General features: G+C 75.6%; 19 protein-coding genes. 9 read left to right on the forward strand and 10 right to left on the reverse strand.

Annotation, left to right across the window (positions count from 1 at the left end):
- Positions 1-3: 3 nt before the first annotated feature.
- Positions 4-1,353 (reverse strand): HNH endonuclease signature motif containing protein, encoded by a 1,350-nt coding sequence (locus ABD994_RS06390; RefSeq protein WP_345411944.1) that lies wholly within the window; start codon positions 1,351-1,353, stop codon positions 4-6.
- Between the two features lie 103 nt (positions 1,354-1,456).
- Here ABD994_RS06390 and ABD994_RS06395 point away from each other — a divergent pair, with 103 nt between their 5' ends.
- Entirely contained in the window at positions 1,457-2,746 is a 1,290-nt protein-coding gene (locus tag ABD994_RS06395) for an aldehyde dehydrogenase family protein (protein ID WP_425550032.1), read from the forward strand.
- A gap of 3 nt (positions 2,747-2,749) precedes the next feature.
- On the opposite strand, the gene ABD994_RS06400 is transcribed toward ABD994_RS06395, so the two are convergent.
- The 7 genes from ABD994_RS06400 to ABD994_RS06430 all read right to left on the reverse strand — a co-directional run bounded on the left by ABD994_RS06400 (position 2,750) and on the right by ABD994_RS06430 (position 11,643).
- Positions 2,750-3,445, reverse strand: coding sequence for a helix-hairpin-helix domain-containing protein (locus tag ABD994_RS06400; RefSeq protein WP_345411948.1), 696 nt, complete (start codon positions 3,443-3,445; stop codon positions 2,750-2,752).
- Positions 3,442-4,953, reverse strand: a complete 1,512-nt coding sequence (locus ABD994_RS06405; protein ID WP_345412117.1) for a fatty acyl-CoA synthetase — start codon at positions 4,951-4,953, stop codon at positions 3,442-3,444. Before ABD994_RS06405 ends, ABD994_RS06400 begins: the two co-directional genes overlap by 4 nt.
- 9 nt (positions 4,954-4,962) lie before the next feature.
- Positions 4,963-5,859, reverse strand: coding sequence for an MOSC domain-containing protein (locus ABD994_RS06410; protein ID WP_345411950.1), 897 nt, complete (start codon positions 5,857-5,859; stop codon positions 4,963-4,965).
- A gap of 71 nt (positions 5,860-5,930) precedes the next feature.
- A complete protein-coding gene (locus tag ABD994_RS06415) occupies positions 5,931-6,272 on the reverse strand; it encodes a DUF3040 domain-containing protein (protein WP_345411952.1) in 342 nt (113 codons plus the stop codon).
- Positions 6,273-6,410: 138 nt separating this feature from the next.
- Complete coding sequence (locus tag ABD994_RS06420) at positions 6,411-8,531, reverse strand: RecQ family ATP-dependent DNA helicase (RefSeq protein WP_345411954.1); 2,121 nt, start codon at positions 8,529-8,531, stop codon at positions 6,411-6,413.
- 45 nt (positions 8,532-8,576) lie between these two features.
- Positions 8,577-10,019: an amidohydrolase gene (locus ABD994_RS06425; protein WP_345411956.1), complete on the reverse strand. Its 1,443-nt coding sequence runs from the start codon at positions 10,017-10,019 to the stop codon at positions 8,577-8,579.
- Between the two features lie 118 nt (positions 10,020-10,137).
- Positions 10,138-11,643 carry a hypothetical protein gene (locus ABD994_RS06430; protein ID WP_345411958.1) on the reverse strand — a complete coding sequence of 502 codons (1,506 nt, stop codon included), beginning with the start codon at positions 11,641-11,643 and terminating at the stop codon, positions 10,138-10,140.
- Between the two features lie 116 nt (positions 11,644-11,759).
- Between ABD994_RS06430 and ABD994_RS06435 the strand changes: the two genes are divergently transcribed.
- From ABD994_RS06435 to ABD994_RS06455, 5 genes are all read left to right on the forward strand, one after another.
- Entirely contained in the window at positions 11,760-12,641 is an 882-nt protein-coding gene (locus tag ABD994_RS06435; protein ID WP_345411960.1) for an AAA family ATPase, read from the forward strand.
- On the forward strand, positions 12,641-14,107 hold the full coding sequence (locus tag ABD994_RS06440; RefSeq protein ID WP_345411962.1) for a vWA domain-containing protein: 1,467 nt from the start codon (positions 12,641-12,643) through the stop codon (positions 14,105-14,107). Before ABD994_RS06435 ends, ABD994_RS06440 begins: the two co-directional genes overlap by 1 nt.
- Before the next feature lie 28 nt (positions 14,108-14,135).
- A complete protein-coding gene (gene nadD / locus ABD994_RS06445) occupies positions 14,136-14,771 on the forward strand; it encodes a nicotinate-nucleotide adenylyltransferase (RefSeq protein WP_345411966.1) in 636 nt (211 codons plus the stop codon).
- A 140-nt stretch (positions 14,772-14,911) separates the two neighbouring features.
- Positions 14,912-16,330 (forward strand): DUF6777 domain-containing protein, encoded by a 1,419-nt coding sequence (locus ABD994_RS06450; RefSeq protein ID WP_345411968.1) that lies wholly within the window; start codon positions 14,912-14,914, stop codon positions 16,328-16,330.
- The gene (locus ABD994_RS06455) at positions 16,327-16,917 is read left to right on the forward strand and encodes a hypothetical protein (RefSeq protein ID WP_345411970.1); all 591 of its coding nucleotides are present in this window, start codon (positions 16,327-16,329) and stop codon (positions 16,915-16,917) included. Before ABD994_RS06450 ends, ABD994_RS06455 begins: the two co-directional genes overlap by 4 nt.
- A gap of 3 nt (positions 16,918-16,920) precedes the next feature.
- Here the strand turns inward: ABD994_RS06455 and ABD994_RS06460 are convergent, their stop codons facing one another.
- On the reverse strand, positions 16,921-17,403 hold the full coding sequence (locus tag ABD994_RS06460; RefSeq protein ID WP_345411972.1) for a PPOX class F420-dependent oxidoreductase: 483 nt from the start codon (positions 17,401-17,403) through the stop codon (positions 16,921-16,923).
- 82 nt (positions 17,404-17,485) lie between these two features.
- A complete protein-coding gene (locus ABD994_RS06465) occupies positions 17,486-18,655 on the reverse strand; it encodes an FIST signal transduction protein (RefSeq protein WP_345411975.1) in 1,170 nt (389 codons plus the stop codon).
- Between the two features lie 98 nt (positions 18,656-18,753).
- Here ABD994_RS06465 and rsfS point away from each other — a divergent pair, with 98 nt between their 5' ends.
- From rsfS to octT, 3 genes are read left to right on the forward strand one after another with little or no spacing between them, the layout of a single operon-like run.
- Positions 18,754-19,152, forward strand: coding sequence for a ribosome silencing factor (gene rsfS, locus ABD994_RS06470; RefSeq protein ID WP_345412119.1), 399 nt, complete (start codon positions 18,754-18,756; stop codon positions 19,150-19,152).
- Complete coding sequence (locus ABD994_RS06475) at positions 19,149-19,763, forward strand: histidine phosphatase family protein (RefSeq protein ID WP_345411978.1); 615 nt, start codon at positions 19,149-19,151, stop codon at positions 19,761-19,763. The genes rsfS and ABD994_RS06475 overlap by 4 nt, the downstream gene beginning before the upstream one ends.
- A complete protein-coding gene (octT, locus tag ABD994_RS06480) occupies positions 19,760-20,494 on the forward strand; it encodes a diglucosylglycerate octanoyltransferase (protein ID WP_345411981.1) in 735 nt (244 codons plus the stop codon). The genes ABD994_RS06475 and octT overlap by 4 nt, the downstream gene beginning before the upstream one ends.
- The last annotated feature ends 10 nt before the right edge of the window (positions 20,495-20,504 follow it).

The raw sequence follows: 20,504 nt of genomic DNA on the forward strand, positions 1-20,504 counted from the left end.
AGGTCAGGTGGGGACCCGTGGTCGTCCGCCGAGGCGTGGTCGCCGCTCGGGGTCGATGAAGGCGGGCGGGGTGAACCAGGGCCGGCCGTCGATCATGGTGATGGTCCAGTGGCCGTGGTGGATCAGCTGGTGGTGGTAGCGGCAGAGCAAGCACATGTTGTGCAGGGCGGTGTCGCCGTGGTCGAGCCAGTGGTGGATGTGGTGGGCCTGGCAGCGGCGGGGTCGGCGGTGGCAGCCGGGGAAGGCGCAGCCTTGGTCGCGCTGGTGCAGGGCGCGGCGGATGGCGTCGGGGGCGGTGCGGTGGGTGCGGCCGACGTCGAGGGGCTGGGAGCGGGAGCCGAGGACCATGGGGATGATCTCGGCGTCGCAGGCCCAGCGGCGCAGGGTGGCCGGGTCGACGGCGTGGCCGGAGTCGAGGACTCCGAACCCGCGCTCGGCGAGGGTCTGGCACAGGAATCGGTGGTCGATGGTGACCGTCAGCAGCGCCCGCCCCGGCCGCCCAGGGCGGGCGGGCCGGGCGGGCTGGGGCGGCTCGGGGCGGCGCGGCTGCGGGATCAGGGCCAGCGTCTCGCTCTCGGAGCCAGTGACGGCGTCGTCGGGGTCGTCCTCGTGCGGGCTGGTGGTGGCCAGGCCCTGGGGGCCGCGGGCGTCCTGGATGAGGTCCTTGAACGCTTCGGCCTGGCGGAGGGGCAGGGCGCGGTCGTCGTCGGGGCCGTGGGGGGCGGCGAGGACCCCGAACACCTCGATGGCCGTCTCGGCGTCCATGGGGTCGGCGAGGTGGCCCTTGAAGGCCAGGGAGCCGTCCTTGCGGCGGTGCAGGCGCAGCTCGTCGCCGGTGGCGTCGCCGTCGGGCGGGGCGGCGCCGTCGGGGTCGTAGAAGTCGACGAAGCCCTTCGCCAGGACCTTCAGCATCCGTGGGGGCAGCAGCTGGGCCTGGGTGGCGAGCTCTTCTTCGACCGCGCACAGCTCGTCGGGTGGGGGCGGGGCGAGCAGCCTGGCGAGGTGCCGCATCGTGTCGCGGAGGATCTTGACGTGGGCGGGGTCGATCGCACCGGCGGCCAGCGCCGCGGCCGTGGCCGGCAGTCGCGGGGGCAGCGGCTGGCCCTGCAGCGAGGTGCGCGGGCAGAGGTCGGTGGCCTCGGCGACCAGGCGCTTGGCCTCGGCGTGGTCGAGGTTGTCGCGGTCGGCGATCAGCGCCTCGATCGACCGGTAGCCCAGGCTGACCGCCGTGCCCAGCTCGTCGAGCGCGGCGATGTCCTGCAGGCGGCGGTGGTAGCCGGCGCGCTGGGCGATCACGTGCTCGCGGGCCCGGTCGAGCGCGTCGCGCTCGACCGTCCTGACCCGTTCGCTCATGTGTTCGAGTGTACGCGTCACCACCGACAACCGCGACACCCACGACAGGTGGGATCGGCCCACGGCGTCGGGGTCGGAGCGTCCCGGCTGGCAGAATGCGGGCGTGACCAGCACGACCGACGTCCTGACGGACACGACCGCGGACCCCGCCGCCATCGTCACCGACTGCGGCCGCCGCGCGGCCGCGGCCGCCCCGCACATGGCGGCGGCGACGGACCACGAGGTCGCGCAGGCCCTGCGCGGGATGGCGGCGCTGCTCGCGGAGGCCGCGGAGACGGTGCTGACCGCCAACGCCGCCGAGGTCGAGGCCGCGGAGCGCGACGGCACGACGGGCGCGCTGCTCGACCGGCTCCGGCTCGACCCGGCGCGGCTGGACGCGATGGCCGAGTCGCTGCTCGACCTCGCCGACGTCCCCACCCCGCCGGCGGACACCGTCCTCGAGGAGCGCCCCGACGGGCTGCGGCTCATCGAGCGCCGCCGGCCGGTCGGGGTGATCGGCGCGAACTTCGAGGCCCGCCCGAACGTCGTCGTCGACGTCGCGTCCCAGCTGATCAAGTCACGCAACGCGGGCGTCCTGCGCACCGGCGGCGCCGCGCTGGCGTCGGCCACCGCGCTGATGGAGGCCGTGGTCGCGCCCGCCCTGGCCGGCGCCGGGCTCGACCCGGACGCGGTCGTGCTCGTCACCGACGCCCGCCGCGAGTGCGCCGTCGAGCTGGTGCGCCGCCCGGGCCTGATCCCGCTGGTCATCCTGCGCGGCTCCGGCGACACCACCCGCTCGCTCGGCCTCGAGGCCGCCCAGCACGGCGTGCGCACGCTCGCCCACGCCGACGGCGGCGGGGTGCTCTACGTCGACCGGGCGTCCTCGGTCGAGCTCGCGCACGGCATGGTCACGTCGTCGATCGACCGGCTCGGCGTCTGCAACCGCCTCAACCTCCTGCTCGTCGACCGCCACCGCTGGGACGAGCTGACGCCGGGCCTCGTCGCGCTGCTCGGCGAGCACGGGCTGCGGGCGTCGCTGCCGCCGCACGGGCACCCGCTCGGCCACGAGTGGGCGCTCGACGACGGCCACGAGGCCACCGTGACCCTCGCCCCCGCCGACGGGCCCGCCGACGCCGCCGCGATCGCCAACCGCGAGACGTCCGGGCTCGCCGCCGCCATCGCCACCGCCGACGAGGCCGCCGCGCGGACGTTCCTCGACACCTACGCCGGCACCGGCGCGTTCTGGAACGCCACCACGCGCCTGCTCGACGGCGTCAAGCTGCGCCGCGTGCCCGAGACCGGCATCAACGTCGACCACGTCCCGGGCCCGCGGGGGCCGGTGGTGTTCACCGACCTGTGCCTGCGCCAGTACGTGGTCGTCCCGGCGTCGACGGCGATCGGGCACCCGGAGTAGGGCTCAGCCGACGACGACACCGCGGTCGCGCACGACCTCCCACAGGTCGTACGGCAGGTCCGCCCAGGCGAAGACGTCGTCCACCGCCGTGAAGCGGCCCGCCAGGCCGCGGGAGGTGACGATGCGCTCGGCGAGCTCGCGGGGGATGCCGCAGACGTGCGCGATCACCGGCGCCGGGGCGCTGTTGAGGTCGACGAGGCCGCCGTCGTCGTAGGTCCGCCGCAGGTCCGGACGCCCGATGCGCAGCTCGCGGGCCAGCAGCGGGTCCTGCGCGGCGAGGCGGCGCGCCTCGGTGCGGCGGTCGCGCGCGGCGAGGACGGCGGCGATCGCCGGGTCGGGCGGCGGGCGGTCCCACCCGGCGCCGCGACGGGCCGCGAAGACCTGGGACCGCACCACGACGAGCGTGACCAGGCCGCCCAGGAAGCACGTCGTGATGCCGAGGGCGCCGAGCGGGCTGCCGCCGTCCACCAGCTCGCCGTCCGGCGTGTGCGGCGCGCCGGCGATCGCGAGCACGGTCCCGATGACGATCAGGTAGGACACCACCGCGGCGACGACGTGCCCGGGCCGGCGGCTGCGCACGGCGGCCGCCGTCATCGGCACCGGCCAGAACAGCCCCAGGCTCAGCAGGTGCACGAAGAACCACCAGCCGCCGCGGGTGAACCAGTTCCCGCGGTCCGCCCCGGCGGTCGGCGCCGTCACGACGGGAGCTGGTCGCGCAGCACGCGCTTGAGCAGCTTGCCCGACTGGTTGCGGGGCAGCTCGTCGACGACGTGCACCTGTTTCGGGGTCTTGAAGCCCGCGAGGTGACGGCGTGCGTGGGCGATCAGGTCCTCCTCGGTGGCCTCCCCGCGCAGGACCACGAACGCCGCCACCGCCTCGATCCACCGCTCGTCGGGGACGCCGACCACCGCGACCTCGGCGACGGCCTCGTGCGTGTAGAGCACGTCCTCGACCTCGCGCGACGCCACGAGCACGCCGCCGGTGTTGATCACGTCCTTGATCCGGTCGACGACCGTGATGTACCCCTGGGCGTCGATGCGCACGAGGTCGCCGGAGTGGAACCAGCCGTCCCGGAACGCCTCGGCGGTCTCCTCGGGCTTGTCCCAGTAGCCCTCGCAGAGCTGCGGCGAGCGGTAGACGACCTCGCCCGTCCCGCCGGGCTCGACGTCGCGGCCGTCGTCGTCGACCACCCGCAACTCGACGAACAGCACCGGCCGCCCGCACGAGTCGGGACGCTCGTCGTGCTCCTCGGGCTGCAGCACCGTCGCGAGCGGGCCGATCTCCGACTGGCCGAAGCAGTTGTAGACCCCGAGCGCGGGCAGGGCCTCGCGCAGCCGGTTCAGCACGGGCACCGGCATGATCGACGCGCCGTAGAACGCCTTGCGCAGGCTGCTGAGGTCGCGCGTGCCGAAGTCGGCGTGGTTGACCAGCGGCACCCACACGGTAGGGGCGAGGAAGATCGCGCCGATGCCGTCGGCCTCGATGCGCCGCAGCACCTCCGGGACGTCGGGCGCCTCCACGACGGTGTTCGTGGCGCCGACCATGAGGTAGGGCATGAGGAAGAGCTGCATGCCCGCGGAGTGGTAGAGCGGCATGGCGTGCAGCGGCCGGTCGTCCTCCGACATCGCCAGCGCGTGCACGCCCGACACGTACTCGTGCACCAGACCGCGGTGGGTCATCATCGCGCCCTTCGGCCGCGACGTGGTGCCCGACGTGTAGAGCAGCTGGACGAGGTCGGTGTCGGCGACGGTGGTGGTCAGCTCCGGGATCGCGCCCTCCCGCGCCCGGTCGAGCAGTGACCCGGGCGCGTCGCGCAGCGGCACGACCTGCTTGGGCTGCGTCGGCAGCGCGTCGACGGGGGCGGCGAGCGCCGGGTCGACGAGCAGCAGCCGGCTGCCCGACTGCTCGAGCAGGTAGCCGAGCTCCTCGCCGGTGAGCGCGTAGTTGATCGGGACGTGGACCGCCCCGAGACGGGCGCAGCCGAGGAAGGCCAGGGCGTACGCGTCGGAGTTCCGCCCGTAGGTGGCGACGCGGTCGCCCGCGGCGATCCCCAGCTCGGCGAGGAAGCCGGCGGCGCGGGTGACGGCGTCGTCGAGCTCGCGGTAGGTCCAGGAGCGGTCGGCGAACCGGAGGGCGACGCGGTCGGGCGTGCGCCGCGCGCTGCGGGTGACGACGCCGTCGACGGTGCTGGCGCGGGTGTCCATGATCTGCCCGGGTCAGGAGTGCGGGTCGCCGACGGCCACCTCGCCGCCCGCGGCGACGTCGGCGTACACCCCGGCGCAGGCCCACTTCCCGCCGACCACGGGGTGGGAGATGTCGATGCGGTTGTTCTTCGCGACCGTGCGCAGGGTGTTGCGGTCCTCGGGGAGGTCCTGCTGCGCCATCGTCGTCATGACGCAGCGCATGGTCTGGAAGCTGAACGCGAGCCGGGCGCCGTCGCCGCCCAGGGTCATCTCGCGGCCGGGCCAGTCGTTCTCGACGAAGCCGGGCTCGGTGTCCGACAGCACGACGTTGGGCCGGTAGCGGCGGGCGTCGAAGTCGCTCTCCGGGGCGAGCTCGCGCAGGCGCTGCAACGTCGACTCGGTGATGACGTGCATCGCGCACAGGTCGTAGAACCGCCCGGGCGGGGCGAAGCCGGCGACGTCGAAGTGGCTGATCGCCTCGCCGGTGTCCTCCTGGCGCTTCGTGGTGGCCTCGATGATGTGCTCGGGGCCCAGCTCGGCGCGCTCGACGCCCTCGATGTCGACCCAGAGCTCCTCGAAGGCCACGCCGTCGGGCGGCGTCGTGATGAGCTCGACCTCGCGGCCCAGGACGTCGGAGAGCGCCTGGTCGATGTCCGGGTCGTCGCTGCGCCGGGTGGAGCCGTCGGGGAAGGTGATGACCACCGGCGGCGCCGCCTCGCCCGCGACCGGCTCGCCGGCGAACGCGGCCGAGAACGCGAGGAGCTTCGCCCACCGCTTGGGCACCTTCGCGCTGGCCACGATGCCGGTCTCGACGTCGAGCACGGCGTAGGCCCGGTCGCCGAGGACCCCGCGCTCGTCCAGCACGGCGCGGCTCAGGGACTCCCCGAGCATCGACTTCACGGGGTAGCGGTACAGCGCGGCGATCGTCACACCGCAGGGCATACCACCCCGCGACGCCCGGCGGGAACCGGACGACCGGTCGGACACGGCCGCCGTCCCGGTCATCCCTCGTCGGGCCGCTCCCGCGGCTGCTCCCGCCGCTGGGCCAGGACCGTGATCACGGTCGGCACCAGCATGACCACGACGACCGCCAGCGCCGCGGCCCACGGGGGCGGGAGGAGCACGACGAGCACCACCAGGACGACGGCGACCTGGATCAGCGCGTTGTAGGCGCGGGACGAGATCGCGGGCATCCACGCCGGGCGCGGGCGCATCCGCTGGTGCAGGGAGGGGTCGTCGTCGGCGAGGTGCTGCTCGAGCTCCGAGAGCGCGCGGCACTCGTGCTCCGAGAGCGGGCGGGGTTCCTGGGGCTCCTGGGGCTCGGGCGGGCGCGGCATCGTCATGCCCGGGTCCTCTCGTCGGCGGGAGGGCGGCGAGACGCCGGAGAACGGACATCTCCGGCATACCGCCCCAGGCTCGCCGACCGAGCTGAACCCGCGCTGAGAGGAGGGCGTGCATCGCCCGAGCGTGGCGCGTCCCGCTCAGCCGGTGGTGGCCAGCACGAACGGCAGCACCGCGGGCGCCTCGGCCCGGCGCAGGAGCGCGGCGGCCACGGTGAGCGTCCAGCCCGAGTCGGCGACGTCGTCGACGAGCAGGACCGGGCCGGCGCCCAGGTCCGTCCCCGGCGGGACCGACAGCCGCGACCACACCTCGGCGAGGCGCTGGGCGGAGTTCGGCGGCTCGGGTTCGCTGTCGTCCTCGGGGTCGTCGTAGACCGGGGGCGCGGTGTCGGCGAGCGCGCCGAGCAGCGGCAGCCGGCCGATGCTCGCGATGCGCTGTGCGAAGCTCTCGACGAGGACGGGCCGCCGCCGCGACGGCAGCCAGACGACGCCCGCCGGGCGCTGCGCCCAGTCCCAGCCCTTGAGCACCTCGACCGCGGCGTCGACGGCGGCGTCGGGCACGAGGTCGTCGGCGCGCAGCAGCGGGCGCAGCCGCGGGCCCCAGCCGACGTCCGTGAGCCGGCCCAGCGCCCGGCCCTCCTCGGCGGCGTCGCCGGGCGCGATCTTGCCCTTGAGCGGGACGTCGAGGGCGTCCATGCCGCTGGGCCACTGCTTGCGCGGGGCCAGGGGCACGCCGGGCCGGTCGAGCGTCGTCTGCGCCTGGACGCGGACGTCCTCGCCGATGCTCGGGTCGTGGCGCTGCCCGGTGCAGTTGTCGCAGCGCCCGCACGGGGCGGCGCCGGGGTCGTCGAGCTGGCGGCGCAGGAACTCCATGCGGCAGCCGTCGGTGGCGATGTAGTCGAGCATCGCCTGCTGCTCGGCGCGGCGGGCCTTGGCCAGCCCGGTGTAGCGGGCGCCGTCGTACTCCCACGGCTGCCCGGTGGCCTCCCAGCCGCCCTTGACGCGGCGCACGGCGCCGTCGGTGTCGAGGACCTTGAGCATCATCTCGAGCCGCCCGCGGGACAGCTCCACCCGCGGCTCGAGCGCCGCGGTCGACAGCGGGCGGCCGGCGTCGCCGAGCACCGAGAGGGCGACCCGCACCTGCGGCTCGGCCGGGAAGGCGAGCGACGCGAAGTAGGCCCAGATGTCGCGGTCCTCCGGGCCGGGCAGCAGCAGCACCTCGGCGCGCTCGACGCCGCGGCCCGCGCGGCCGATCTGCTGGTAGTAGGCCACCGGCGACTGCGGGGCCCCGAGGTGGACGACGAAGCCGAGATCCGGCTTGTCGAACCCCATGCCGAGCGCGCTCGTCGCCACCAGCGCCTTGACGCGGTTGGCCAGCAGGTCGTCCTCGGCGCGCTCGCGCTCGGCGGGGTCGGTCTTGCCCGTGTAGGCGGCGACGGCGTGCCCGCGCTCGCGGAGGAACGCGGCGAGCTCGTCGGCCGCGGCCACCGTCAGCGTGTAGACGATGCCCGAGCCCGGGAGGTCGTCGAGGTGCTGCGCGAGCCAGGCGAAGCGGTCCGCCCCCTTGTCCAGCGGGAGGACCCCGAGGCGCAGTGACTCGCGGTCGAGCTCGCCGCGCAGGACCAGGGCGTGGTCATGACTGCTCGACACCCCCAGCTGGTCGGCCACGTCCGTCGTGACGCGGTCGTTGGCCGTCGCCGTCGTGGCCAGCACCGGGACGCCGTCGGGCAGCTCGGCGATCAGCGTGCGCAGGCGCCGGTAGTCCGGCCGGAAGTCGTGCCCCCAGTCGGAGATGCAGTGCGCCTCGTCGACCACGAGCATGCCCGCGGTGCGGCTGAGCTCCGGGAGCACCTGGTCGCGGAACTCGGGGTTGTTGAGCCGCTCCGGGCTGACCAGCAGCACGTCGACCTCGCCCGCCTGGACCTGGGCGTAGACGTCCTGCCACCCGTCGGTGTTCGCGGAATTGACCGTCACCGCGTGGATGCCGGCGCGCTCGGCGGCGTCGATCTGGTTGCGCATGAGGGCGAGCAGCGGGCTGACGATGACCGTCGGGCCCTTGCCCGCCGCCCGCAGCAGCGCCGTCGCCACGAAGTAGACCGCCGACTTGCCCCACCCGGTGCGCTGCACCACCAGGGCGCGCCGGCCCTCGGCCACGAGCGCGTGGATGGCCGCCCACTGGTCCTCGCGCAGCCGCGCCCCGGGCCCGGCGAGGCGCTGGAGCGTGGCCTCGGCGTCCGTGCGCAGGTCGGTGGTCGCCGTCATGCCCCCACGAAAGCACAGCGGTCCGACAGCGCGGGGCACCGACCGCTACGGATCCGTGCGGTGGGTGAAGCGCCCGCCCACGAGCGTCGCCAGCACGGGCATCGCCCGCAGCGTCGCCGGGTCGGCGTGCAGCGGGTCGTCGCCGAGCAGGACGAGGTCGGCCGGGTCGCCGGCGCGCAGCTCGAGCCGGCCGCCGCACGACGCCCGCAGGGCGGTGGCGACGTCGAGGGCCTGCTCCGGGTGCCACGGCGGGCGCTCGTCGCCCGAGCGGGCGACGGCCGCGGCGATCGCCGTCCACGGGTCGGGCGGGGCCACCGGGGCGTCGGATCCCAGCTCGAGACGGGCGCCGGCCGCGACGAGGTCGGCGTAGGGGAACGCGCGGGCCGTGACGTCGGGCCAGTGCCGCTCGGCGACGTCCCGGTCGTCGAGCAGGTGCGCGGGCTGTACCGACGCGACCAGCCCGGGCCGGGCGAACCGCGTGACGTCGCCGGCCGCGACGAGCTGGGCGTGCTCGACCCGGCCCGGCCCGCCGACGTGCTCGAACGCGTCGAGGACGACGGCGTTGGCCCGGTCGCCGATGGCGTGCACCGCGGGGTGCAGGCCGTGGCGGGCCACGTGGTCCATGAGCTCGCGCAGGTCGCCCGGGTCGATGTTGAGGGCGCCGTGGCCGTCGGCGGGGTCGGGGTAGGGGTGGTGGCAGGCGGCCGTGCGCGTGTTGAGCGAACCGTCGGCGAGGATCTTGAACGGGCCGACGCGCACCAGGCCGGCCACCGCGTCGCCGGTGGCGTGCCCGCGCTCGAGGGTCTCGTCGAGCCACGGCTCCCACACCGCGGCCTCGACGCGCAGGGCCAGCGGTCCGCGGGCGGCCCGCCGCGCCCAGACGGCGGGGGTGTCGTCGTACTCGAAGTCGCGGATGCCGGTGAGGCCGCGGGCGGCCGCCTCGACGGACGCCGCGGCGACCCACCCGTCGAGCTCGGCGGGGTCCGGCTCGGCCGACAGCCGCGTCTGGACGGCGAACGCCTCCTGCTCGCGCAGGTGCCCGGTGGGGTGGTCGAGCCCGAAGCGCGCCAGCGCGGCGGGGCTGAGCCAGACGGCGTGCAGGTCGTCGCTGACCAGCGCGATCGGGCGTCCGGGCGCGGCGCGCTCGAGGAGGTCCTGGTGCGGCGCGGCCGACCAGAGCCCGGCGCGGAAGCCGTGACCGACGACCAGGCCGGCGCCGGGGGCCGCCGCCATCGTCGCCGCCGCCTCCTGCGGCGACGTGGCCGCCCCGACGTCCACGCGCCGGCGCACCTGGGCCCACTGCGACCAGTGCACGTGCGCGTCGACCAGGCCCGGCAGCACCGTCAGACCACGGGCGTCGACGACCTCGTCCCCGCGCTCCACCCCGACCTCGGCCCCGACCGCGGCGACCACGCCGTCCGCGAGACGCACGTCGAGCGGCCGCCCCGACCCCGGCATCCGCGCCCCGCGCACCACCACGCCCGCCATGTCCGGCACCTTCCCACCCGCACGCCACCCCGTCCGGTGATCAGCAGTCCGAAACGCACCGCCGCGGGGGTCGTGGAGGTGCCTTTCGACCTGGTGATCTCGGGTGGCGGGGGAGCGCTCAGCCCCGGGCGATCGGGGTGGTCGCCGCGACCGGGATCGCCTCGGTGGGCAGGGCGGCGGGGTCGACCGGCGCGGGCTCCGGTCCGTCCTCCTCGACCGGCTCGCCCGCGCCGACGTACCGCACCCCGAGCGCCCCGGCGCGGCGCCGGACCGTGAGCGCGCTGGTCGCCGCGCCGATGAGCAGCAGCGCGCCGACGTTCTCGCCCAGCTCCTCGACGTGGTAGGCGAGCACCTGCACGACGCGGCTGCCCTGCTGGCTCGCGATGACCGCGCCCTCGATGCCCTCCAGGCCGAGGGCGAAGAAGAACAGCACGCCGAGCCCGCCGACGAGCAGCCAGCGGGGGCGGCCGCGCAGCTGCCGCGCCAGCGCGCCGACGACGACGGCGATCGCCAGCGCGACGCCCGCGCCCGGGATGACCCAGTAGAACGAGAACGAGCCGTCGGTCCCGCCCGCGCCCTCGGGCTTGACCATGTCGCCGACGCGCTCGTGGATCGAGGTCATGTCGTCGAGCGACATGCCGGCGAGGATCGCGGCGGTGACCAGCCAGCCGACCGCCGCGCGGGCGCCCGTGGCGCGGCCGGCGAGCCCGGCCAGGAGGTGCGCGACGGCCGCGATCGCGAGCAGGCCGACGGCCCACCACGTCGGCAGGTTGCCCTCGGCGTCGACGTTGAGGTAGCCGATCCACTGCTCGAGCTTCGGGCCCGGCGTCGGGAACGCGAGGGTGACGAGCAGGCTCAGCGCGCTCAGCGCGACCGTCGGCACCAGCAGCAGCGCCCAGAGCAGGCGGCGGCGCAGGTCGGGGGACGCGTGCAGGCCGCCGCGGCGCGGACCGGCGAGGTCGTCCGGGCTCGCCCCGGCGGGCAGGATCCCCAGCTCGGTGCCGTCGCGGACCACCGTCACGGCCCCGACGAGCGCCAGCAGCAGGCCCACCGCGCCGAGGATCTGGACGCCCTCGGCCAGCTCGGCCGGCACGCGGCCCCCGGGACCGAGGGCCCGGACCAGCAGCTCGCTGACCAGCGCACCCACCCCGACCGCGGCGACGGCGGCCAGCAGCCACCGGCCGTGGGGCAGCCGGCGCGACACCACGACGAACGGCACCGCGAACAGCAGCCCCGCGGCGATCGCGGAGGGGAGCCAGTCGGTGGTCAGGGGGTTGGTGCCGACGACCTGGCGGGCGAGCCCGTCGATGCGGGTGTGGAAGCCGGTGGCGACGCACAGCGAGGCGATCGTGGGCCCGACCGCGGCCGCCGCCCACCACACCGCGTCCCGGCGGCGCGCGGCCCGCGCGGCCAGACCGGCGGCGAGGCACGCGAGCGCCGCGAGCAGCAGCACCACCGCGCCCGCCCACGTCGGGAAGTTGTAGGGCTCGAGACCGTCGACGTAGGCCCACAGCGCGGCCGGGGCCGGGTGCAGGAGAGCAGTGACGAGCGAGAGCGCGATCGTCACCGCCACCGTCGCGACCAGGGCCATCGCGAGCAGACGCTCGACCGACGCTGTCCTCACGTTCACCTCACGTTCAACGAGGTGACCATCAGGAGGGTGTCGTCGGTCCCCCGCGTGAGGGGCGAGCGGGCCACATCCGGGGGACAACACGGGGCGCGGCAGGCAGGATGCGGCCCGTGAGCACCGAGCCGGTCCGCCAGAAGACGTTGTTCGACTCCGTCGACGACGTCGTGACCCGGCTCGCCGACGTCGGCTACCTCGCGTCCACCGCCGTCGCGACCACCGTCTTCCTCGCCGACCGCCTGGGTAAGCCGCTGCTCGTCGAGGGGCCGGCGGGCGTCGGCAAGACCGAGCTGGCGCGGGCCGTCGCCGACGCGACGGGCGCCGGGCTCGTACGGCTGCAGTGCTACGAGGGCATCGACGAGGCCCGCGCGCTCTACGAGTGGAACCACGCCAAGCAGCTGCTGCGGATCACCGCGAGCCAGGGCGAGTCGTGGGACGACACCCGGGACGACGTCTTCTCCGAGGAGTTCCTGCTCCCGCGCCCGCTGCTCACCGCCATCCGGCGCACCGACCCGACCGTCCTGCTGGTCGACGAGACCGACAAGGCCGACGTCGAGGTCGAGGGCCTGCTGCTGGAGGTGCTGGGCGACTTCCAGGTCACCGTCCCCGAGCTCGGCACCGTCGTCGCCGCGCAGCGCCCGTTCACGCTGCTCACGTCCAACGCCACCCGCGAGCTGTCCGAGGCGCTCAAGCGGCGCTGCCTGTTCCTGCACCTCGACTTCCCCGACGCCGAGCTCGAGCGCCGCATCGTGGCGTCGCGCGTGCCGCAGCTGCCCGAGGCGCTGGCCGAGGAGCTCGTGCGCATCGTCGGCGTGCTGCGCGGCATCCAGCTGCGCAAGGCGCCGTCGGTGTCCGAGACGATCGACTGGGGCCGCACGCTGCTCGCGCTCGGCCTCGACACCCTCGACGACGACACCGTGCGCGCCACCCTCGGCGTCGTGCTCAAGCACCAGGCCGACGCGCAGAAGGCCGTGGCCGAGCTGCGGCTCAACTGATGCCCGCCCCGTCCGTGACCGGCGGCCTGCCCGCCCACCTCGTCGACTTCGTCGGGGCGCTGCGCCGGGCGGGGATCGCCGTCGGGCCGGGCGAGTCGGTCGACGCCGCGGCGGTGATGGCCGAGCTCGACCTGCTGCGACGCGAGCAGCTGCGCGAGGGGCTGGCCGCGGCGATGCTGCGACGCTCGGGCCAGCGGGCGGTGTTCGACGCGCTGTTCGACCTGTGGTTCCCGCTGGGGCAGGGCGCCGCGCTCGGCGAGGTCGCGCTGCCCTACGCCGAAGACGGCTCGGTGGACGTCGAGGCGCTGCGCGACCTGCTCGCCGGGCTCCTGCGGGACGGCGACACCGCGGCGATGGCCGAGCTGGCCCGCGCGATCGTGGACGGGCTCGGCGCGGTCGGGCGCGGCAGCGGCCAGGGCGGCCAGGGGCAGGGCCAGGGCGGTGGCGGGGGCGATCGCGGGGAGGGTGGTGGTGGCCGTCCGACGACGTGGTCGGCGTACCAGGCGCTCAACGCGGTGCGGCCCGAGACGCTGCTCGCGCGCGTGCTGGCCGACCTGCGCGGGGGCCCCGACGCGGAGTGGGACAGCCCGTTCGCCGAGGAGGTCTCGCGGCGCCAGGTGCGCGAGCGGATCGCGGCGTTCCGGCGGATGGTCACCGACGAGACCCGCCGGCGCGGCGCGGAGGTCCGCGGCCGGGAGGCGGCGGCGAAGACCGGCGTGCCCAAGCAGGGCGATCGCGTCGACTTCCTGACGGCCAACTCCGAGCAGCTCGCCGATCTGCGCCGGCGCGTCGCCCCGCTGGCCCGGCACTTGGCATCGCGGCTGGCCGCGCGCCGGCGGCGGGCCCGCCGCGGCCCGATGGACCTGCGCCGCACCCTGCGGCGGTCGATGTCGACCGGCGGGGTGCCGATGCGCCCCGCCTACCGCAAACCGCGCCCGGGACGCCCCGAGCTGGTGCTGTTCTGCGACGTCTCCGGGTCGGTGGCCGGCTTCAGCCACTTCACGATGATGCTGGTCCAGGCCCTGCGCGAGCAGTTCTCCCGCATCCGGATCTTCTGCTTCGTCGACGGCTGCGTCGAGGTCACCGACCTGTTCGGCCCCGACGCCGACCTCGCCGGCGTCATGGCCGAGATCACCGCCCGGCCGGGCCTCATCGCCTTCGACGGGCACAGCGACTACGGGGCCGCGCTCGGCCGGTTCCGGGAGGGCTGGCCGGACGTCGTCGGGCCGCGGACGTCGCTGCTGGTGCTCGGCGACGCGCGCACCAACTACCGCGACCCCAACCTGACCGTCCTCGGCGACCTCGCCGAGCGCGCCCGTCACGTGCACTGGCTCAACCCGGAACCGCAGGCCCAGTGGGGCACCGGCGACTCCGCGGCGCGGCGCTACGGCGAGGTCGTGCCGATGCACGAGTGCCGCACGGCCGCGCAGCTCGCGGGTGTGGTGTCGGGCCTGCTGCCGGTGTGAACACCCGGCGGCGATCTAGGCTGATCGGATGAGCGGCCGCCGGATCGGGGTCATGGGCGGCACCTTCGACCCCGTTCACCACGGCCACCTCGTGGCGGCCAGCGAGGCGCAGGTCCGGTTCGCGCTCGACGAGGTCGTCTTCGTGCCGACCGGCCAGCCCTACCGGAAGGAGAGCCAGGCGGTCAGCCCGGCCGAGGACCGCTACCTCATGACGGTCGTCGCCACGGCGTCGAACCCCCGGTTCACCGTCAGCCGCGTCGACGTCGACCGGCAGGGACCGACGTACACCGTCGACACCCTCTCGGACCTCGCGGCGATCTTCCCCGACGACGAGCTCTTCTTCATCACCGGCGCCGACGCCCTCGAACAGATACTGTCGTGGCACCGCGCCGACGAGATGTTCCGGCTCGCGCACTTCGTGGGCGTGACGCGCCCGGGCTTCGACCTCGACGGCGACCACCTCCCGCACGGCGCGGTGAGCCTGCTCGAGGTGCCGGCCATGGCGATCTCGTCGACGGCGTGCCGGGAGCGCGTCGCGGCGGGGGAGCCGGTCTGGTACCTGGTGCCCGACGGGGTCGTGCAGTACATCGCCAAGCGCGGTCTCTACCGTGAGCACGGGCACGGCTGGGTACTGGGCCCGACGGAGCACGTCGCGCCGGAGTAACGCCCGCTCTGGTCCGTCCGGAGGCTCGACCGCCACGATCGAGTGATGCGTCGGCGTGTCGACTAACGCACCGCAGTGACTCCCCGAGATCCACTCGACGCCGCCCGTCGGGGGCGGGCTGCTGGGGGAGTTGATCCGGGATGATCGTGCCGCCGCCACCGGTCGTCGTGCAGGTCCAGCCACCGCCCCGCCGTCGGGCCCGCGCGGCGATCGTGGTCCTGGTGGTGCTCGCCGTGCTGGTCGCGGCGGCCGCGGGGATGCTGGTCGCGCGGGAGATGAGCGCGCCCACCACCGTCGCGCTCGAGCCCGTCGCCACCGCCGGCGCCGACCCGTTCATGCCCGCGGTCGGCACCGACGCCGTGGCCGTCCGGCCGGTCGCCCACACCGGCGGACGCCGCTCCGGCACGACCCCCGGTCTGTACGGGGGCTCGGGCAGCGACGCGGTCTGCGACCGCGGGCAGCTCAGCCGCTTCCTCGCCGACCACCCCGACCGCGCCGCCGGCTGGGCCTCCGTGCTCGGTCTCGGCGACTCCTCGGCGACCACCGTCTCCCGCTACGTCGACGGCCTGACCAGCGTCGTCCTGCGCTCCGACACCTACGTCACCAACCACGGCTGGGCGGGCGGGCACGTGACGTCCTGGCCCGCCGTGCTGCAGGCCGGCACCGCGGTGCTCGTCGACGACCACGGCAACCCCGTCACCCGCTGCTTCTGCGGCAACCCGCTCTCGGCGCCCCGGTCGTTCAGCTCGGTGGCCTACTACGGCCCGCGCTGGGTGTCGTTCACGTCCACCGCGATCACGGTCATCACGCACCAGACGACGACGGTGACCAACAACTACACCATCGTCGACGTCCACACCGGCCGTGGCTGGGACCGCCCGGCGGGCAGCGACGGCCACCACGACACGGTCAACGTGGACGTCACGATCAACAACAACTACTTCCCGCCGGCACAGCCCTCGTCGAGTACTGACCCGGCGGAGGCCGGGGCGGCTGACGGCACCCCGATCAACGAGGCCACGAACGCAGAGTCGAACGCCGACCCGAACGCGGTCGACCCGAACGCGGTCGACCCGAACGCGGTCGACCCGAACGCGGTCGACCCGAGCGCGGTCGACCCGAACGCGGTCGACCCGAACGCGGTCGACCCGAACGGCGGCGACCCAGAGACCTCCGACACCTCCGACAACGCCCGGCAGGCACCGGCGCGCTCGCCGGCTGCGGGCGGTGGCGGTACGACTCCTGAGTCGGAGGACGCCGCGACGGAGGGGACGCCGGAAGGGTCGGGGACGGTGACCCCGTCGGACACCTCGACCACGACCGCCCAGCCGGCCGTCAGCGCGCCGAGCGGCACCTACAGCGCGAGCGGCTGCTTCGGCGGCGGGTCCGTCATGTTGTCGGACGGGAGCGTCACCGTTGACGGGGCAACAGTGGGGTCCTACACGTTCGCGGGGTCGTCCCTGCAGGTGGTCCCGAATGATGGCAGCGCGGCGACGCTGTCCTACTCCGACGGCACCTGGTCCGGCAACGGCTGCGCCCTGAGCGAGGCCTCCCGATGAGCCGGCACCGTCGCGAGGGCGTGGAGGAGGACGCCGCGCCGGAGGTGCTCGTCGAGGACGACGCGCCGACCGGGCCGCTGGACCTGTCGTCGGTGAAGGTCGTCGTCGTGCCGCGGCCGCGGCAGGCGCCGGAGGCGGGGGAGCCCCTCGCCCCGGCGGTGGTGTCCGCTGTCGAGCAGCAGTGGGCGGCGCTGAGCCCGGCGGAGCGGGCGTGGCGGGAGTGGTCGGACGCGCCGGGCGGCTTCGTCCGCCCGCACACGGGGCCGATCCCCTCGCCCGTCCCGCGCCCGGCCTCCGCGCCCGCGCCGCGTCCCGAGCAGGAGTGGGGTCCCTGGCCCCCGGAGCAGGCGTCCGACCTGCCCGGCGTGCCGTCCCACGCGCTGCCGGCTGTCGCGACGTCCGGTACCTGGGTCGAGCCGGAGCGCCGCCCCGCCGGCGCGCTCGTGATGAGCGCGATCGCCGTGCTCGTCGTGCTGCTCGTCGCGCTCGGGGTGGCGCTGGTCCAGCCGTCGACGTTCGGGCTGCACGCCCCGCCGTTGTTCGAGATCTCCGGTGAGGCGGGGCCGGGGACGAGCACCGGCCCGTGAGCCTCAGCCCTGGCGGTGCACGGCGGTCGGGGCGATCCGCAGGATGAGACGGACCTGGTCCCGGCCGCCGAACCACGGGTAGGGACCCCCGAGGTAGCGCCGGGCGAGCGACTCGATGTGCTCGCTGGCGCCCTCGGGCGTGATGTCGACGACCCGGCCGCGCACGGCGACGTAGCGGCTGGGTCGCGTCACGTCGGCGACCGCCACCGAGACGCGGGGGTCGCGGCGCAGGTTGCGCACCTTCTGGAACCCCTCGACCGTGTTGATCACGACGTGGCGGCCGTCGGTGTCCACCCACGTCTCGGTCGTCTGCGGCGACCCGTCGGGCATCACCGTCGCGACGAAGCACGGGTTCGGGCCGCGGAGCAGCGCCACGACGTCGTCGGGGAGGGGCGGGGTGTCGCCGGCCGGGGGACGGGCGTCCTCCGGCGGAGGCCGGTCGTCCCCCGGACGCTGCCGGGGGTCCGGCCGGTGCGCGGGGCTCATCGCGTCACGTGCTCCTGGCGGGGGTGCGGTCGGGCGGCGTCCACCGTAGGAGTGACGTCCGCACCGGGTCGCAGGGCCCCCGTCAGCGGGTCGCCGCGTCGCCGAACGCCAGCACGGACGCGGTGAACGCGTGCAGGTGGTTGCGGGTGCCGACCGGCCCGATCTCCCCGGCCGCGAAGAACCCGGCCACCCCCTCGGGCGCGAGACCGCGCCGCAGGGCGGCGACGTCGTGGTCGGCGTCGGGGAACATGGCCCGCCCGCGCCCGTTGCAGGAGAACAGCAGCGCGCCGGCCGTCGCGCCCTCGCCGCGGAAGCGCGTCATGAGCCAGTCGAGGTCGGCGTCGGCGCTGGCGGCGTCCCGGACCTGGAAGCGCACGGTGCGCCCCACCTCGACGACGTCGCCGACGGTGACCGTCCCCTCCTCCGGGTCGGCGCCGACGACGCCGCGGATGAGGAAGTCGCCCTGGCGGTGGTCGTCGGCGTACTCGTCCATGGCGACGCCGAGGTGCAGGCCCTGCGCCACCAGCTGCTGCTCGCCCTCGTCGAGCTCACCGATGATCTGCTCGAGCTTGCGGTAGGCGGGCTGGCCGGCGAGTCCCTGCAGGTGGGGGCCGTCGGCGGCCGTCACCGTCATCGTCGGCCCCACCGGGCGGCAGCCCTGGCTGACCAGCGTGCGCACCGTGACGTCGCCGCCGATCGTCAGCCCGACGACGCCGCGCTCGTGCACCGACCCGTCGAGGAACAGGCGCGCGCCCCCGGCCCCGCCCGGACCCGACGCGAGCCCGCCGACCAGCGGCAGCCCCCGCAGTGCCTCGCCGGACTGCTCGACGAAGCCCTGGATGGGGAACGTGTACGGGTCCGCGAGCATGATCGCGACCTGGTCGCCGTCCGCGCGGGCCGGCATCCCGCCGACGACGATGCCCGTCTCGGTGCGGCTCGCGTCGAGGTGGAACGGCGTCAGCCGCGCGCCGGGCAGCGCGGCCGCCCACACGGCGACGGCGGGCGAGGCCTCCACGCCGTGGCCGTCGCCGATGACGCCACCGGCGCTGCAGCCGATGGCGGCGCGCGCGCCCGCGACCTCCATCGCGCGCTCCCCGGCCCGGGCGATGACGTCGGGGTCGGGATGGCAGACGAAGACGGCGAGCAGGTCGGGACGCCGGCCGCCGAGCGGGGCCGTGGCCTGCGCGACGGCGTTCTCGGCGGCGGCCACCAGGTCGGTGCCGCGGGCGAGTCCGTCCCCGAAGTCCGGCATCCGACAAGTATGCGACGGGCCCCCGACGTCGCGCGGGCTCGGCCCGGCACCGGTCGAGTACCATCGAGGTGCTCGAGTCTCCGACCCCGAAGGGTTTCGTGGCCGTCACCGACCGCGCGCGCCGTCTGGCCCAGACCGCCGCGCTCGCCGCCGCCGACAAGCTCGCCCAGGACGTCGTCGCCATCGACGTGTCCGAGCGGCTCCCCCTCACCGACGCGTTCGTGATCGCCTCCGCGCCCAACGAGCGCCAGGTGCAGGCCGTCGTCGACAACGTCGAGGAGAAGCTGCGGGACCTCGAGGCGAAGCCGGTGCGCCGCGAGGGCACGCAGGAGGCGCGGTGGGTCCTGCTGGACTTCGGCGACATCGTCGTCCACGTGATGCACACCGACGAGCGCGACTTCTACGGCCTCGAGCGCCTGTGGAAGGACTGCCCGGCCGTGCCGCTGCCCGCCGAGGTGTACGGCCCGCCGTCCGACCGCAGCGCCGCCGTCGAGTGACGCTGCACCGGCTCGTCCTCGCCCGGCACGGTCGGACGACGTGGAACGCCGAGAGCCGGATGCAGGGTCGCCTCGACCCCGACCTCGACGACGAGGGCCGCGCCCAGGCCCTCGCCGCCGCGCCGCTGCTCGCGGACTACGACCCCGCGCTGCTCGTCGCGTCCGACCAGGTCCGTGCCTGGCGCACGGCCGAGGCCGTCGCCAAGGAGTCCGGGCTGGTCCCGCGCCCCGAGCCGCGGCTGCGCGAGACGTCCCTCGGCGACTGGGAGGGCCTGACCGGCTCGGAGGTCGAGGCGGGGTGGCCCGGTGGGCTGGCGGCCTGGGGCACCGACCCGGGCTGGGCGCCGCCCGGCGGGGAGTCCCGCGTCGAGGTCGCACGGCGGGCCGTTCCGGTCCTCGACGAGCTGGCCGAGGAGCTGGCGGGCACCGACGAGGCGCTGACGGCGATGGTCGTCGCCCACGGCGGCACGATCAGCGCGCTGACCGCCTCCACGTTGGGCTGGCCGGTCGAGGCGTGGCACTCGCTGCAGCCCCTGCGCAACTGCGCCTGGGCGGTGCTGGAGCACCGTTTCGACCGCTGGCGGCTGCGGGGCTGGGGCCTCGGGGCGTGACCTCTCCGGTGCCGCCGGGTCCGGTCCTCGTCGTGATCGCGGACTCGCTGTCCTTCCACGGCCCCGACCGGGCCGAGCCCGCCGACGAGCCCCGGCTCTGGCCGCACGTCGCCGCCCGGACCGTCGACGGACGCGCGGAGCTGCACGCCGGCCTCGGATGGACCGCGCGGCACGCGTGGCGGGCGATGGTCGGCGACCCGCGCATCTGGGCCTCCCTGCGCCGCGCGGACGCCGTGGTTCTCGGGGTCGGGGGCATGGACACGCTGCCCTCGCCGGTGCCGACGGCGCTGCGCGAGCTGATCCCCGCGGTGCGGCCGTCGTGGCTGCGGCGCTCGGTGCGCGACGGCCACCGGTGGCTGACGCCCCGGGCGGCCCGTGCGCTCGGCCGTGCCGGGCCGGTGGCGCTGCCGCCGGGGGAGACGGTCCGGTACCTGGAGCAGCTGCGGCTCGCGGTGACGACGCTGATCCCCGGTCTGCCCGTCGTCGGACTGCTGCCCTCGGTGCACCGGGCGCCGGCCTACGGCGGGGTGCACGCCGGGCGCGAGGCCCACGTCCGGGCCATGACGGCGTGGGCGGCGGCCCGCGACGTCGTGCTCGTCGACCCGGCGCCGCTCGTCACCGACCACGTCCTCGGCGGGCGCGGCAACCCCGACGGCATCCACTGGGGCTGGCCCGCGCACGAGGCGGTCGGGCTCGCGGTCGGCGACGCGGTGGCCAAGGCCCTGGTCTGAGGCGTCCCGC

The sequence above is a fragment of the Actinomycetospora chlora genome, from assembly GCF_039542135.1.
GTDB classification, from domain to species: domain Bacteria; phylum Actinomycetota; class Actinomycetes; order Mycobacteriales; family Pseudonocardiaceae; genus Actinomycetospora; species Actinomycetospora chlora.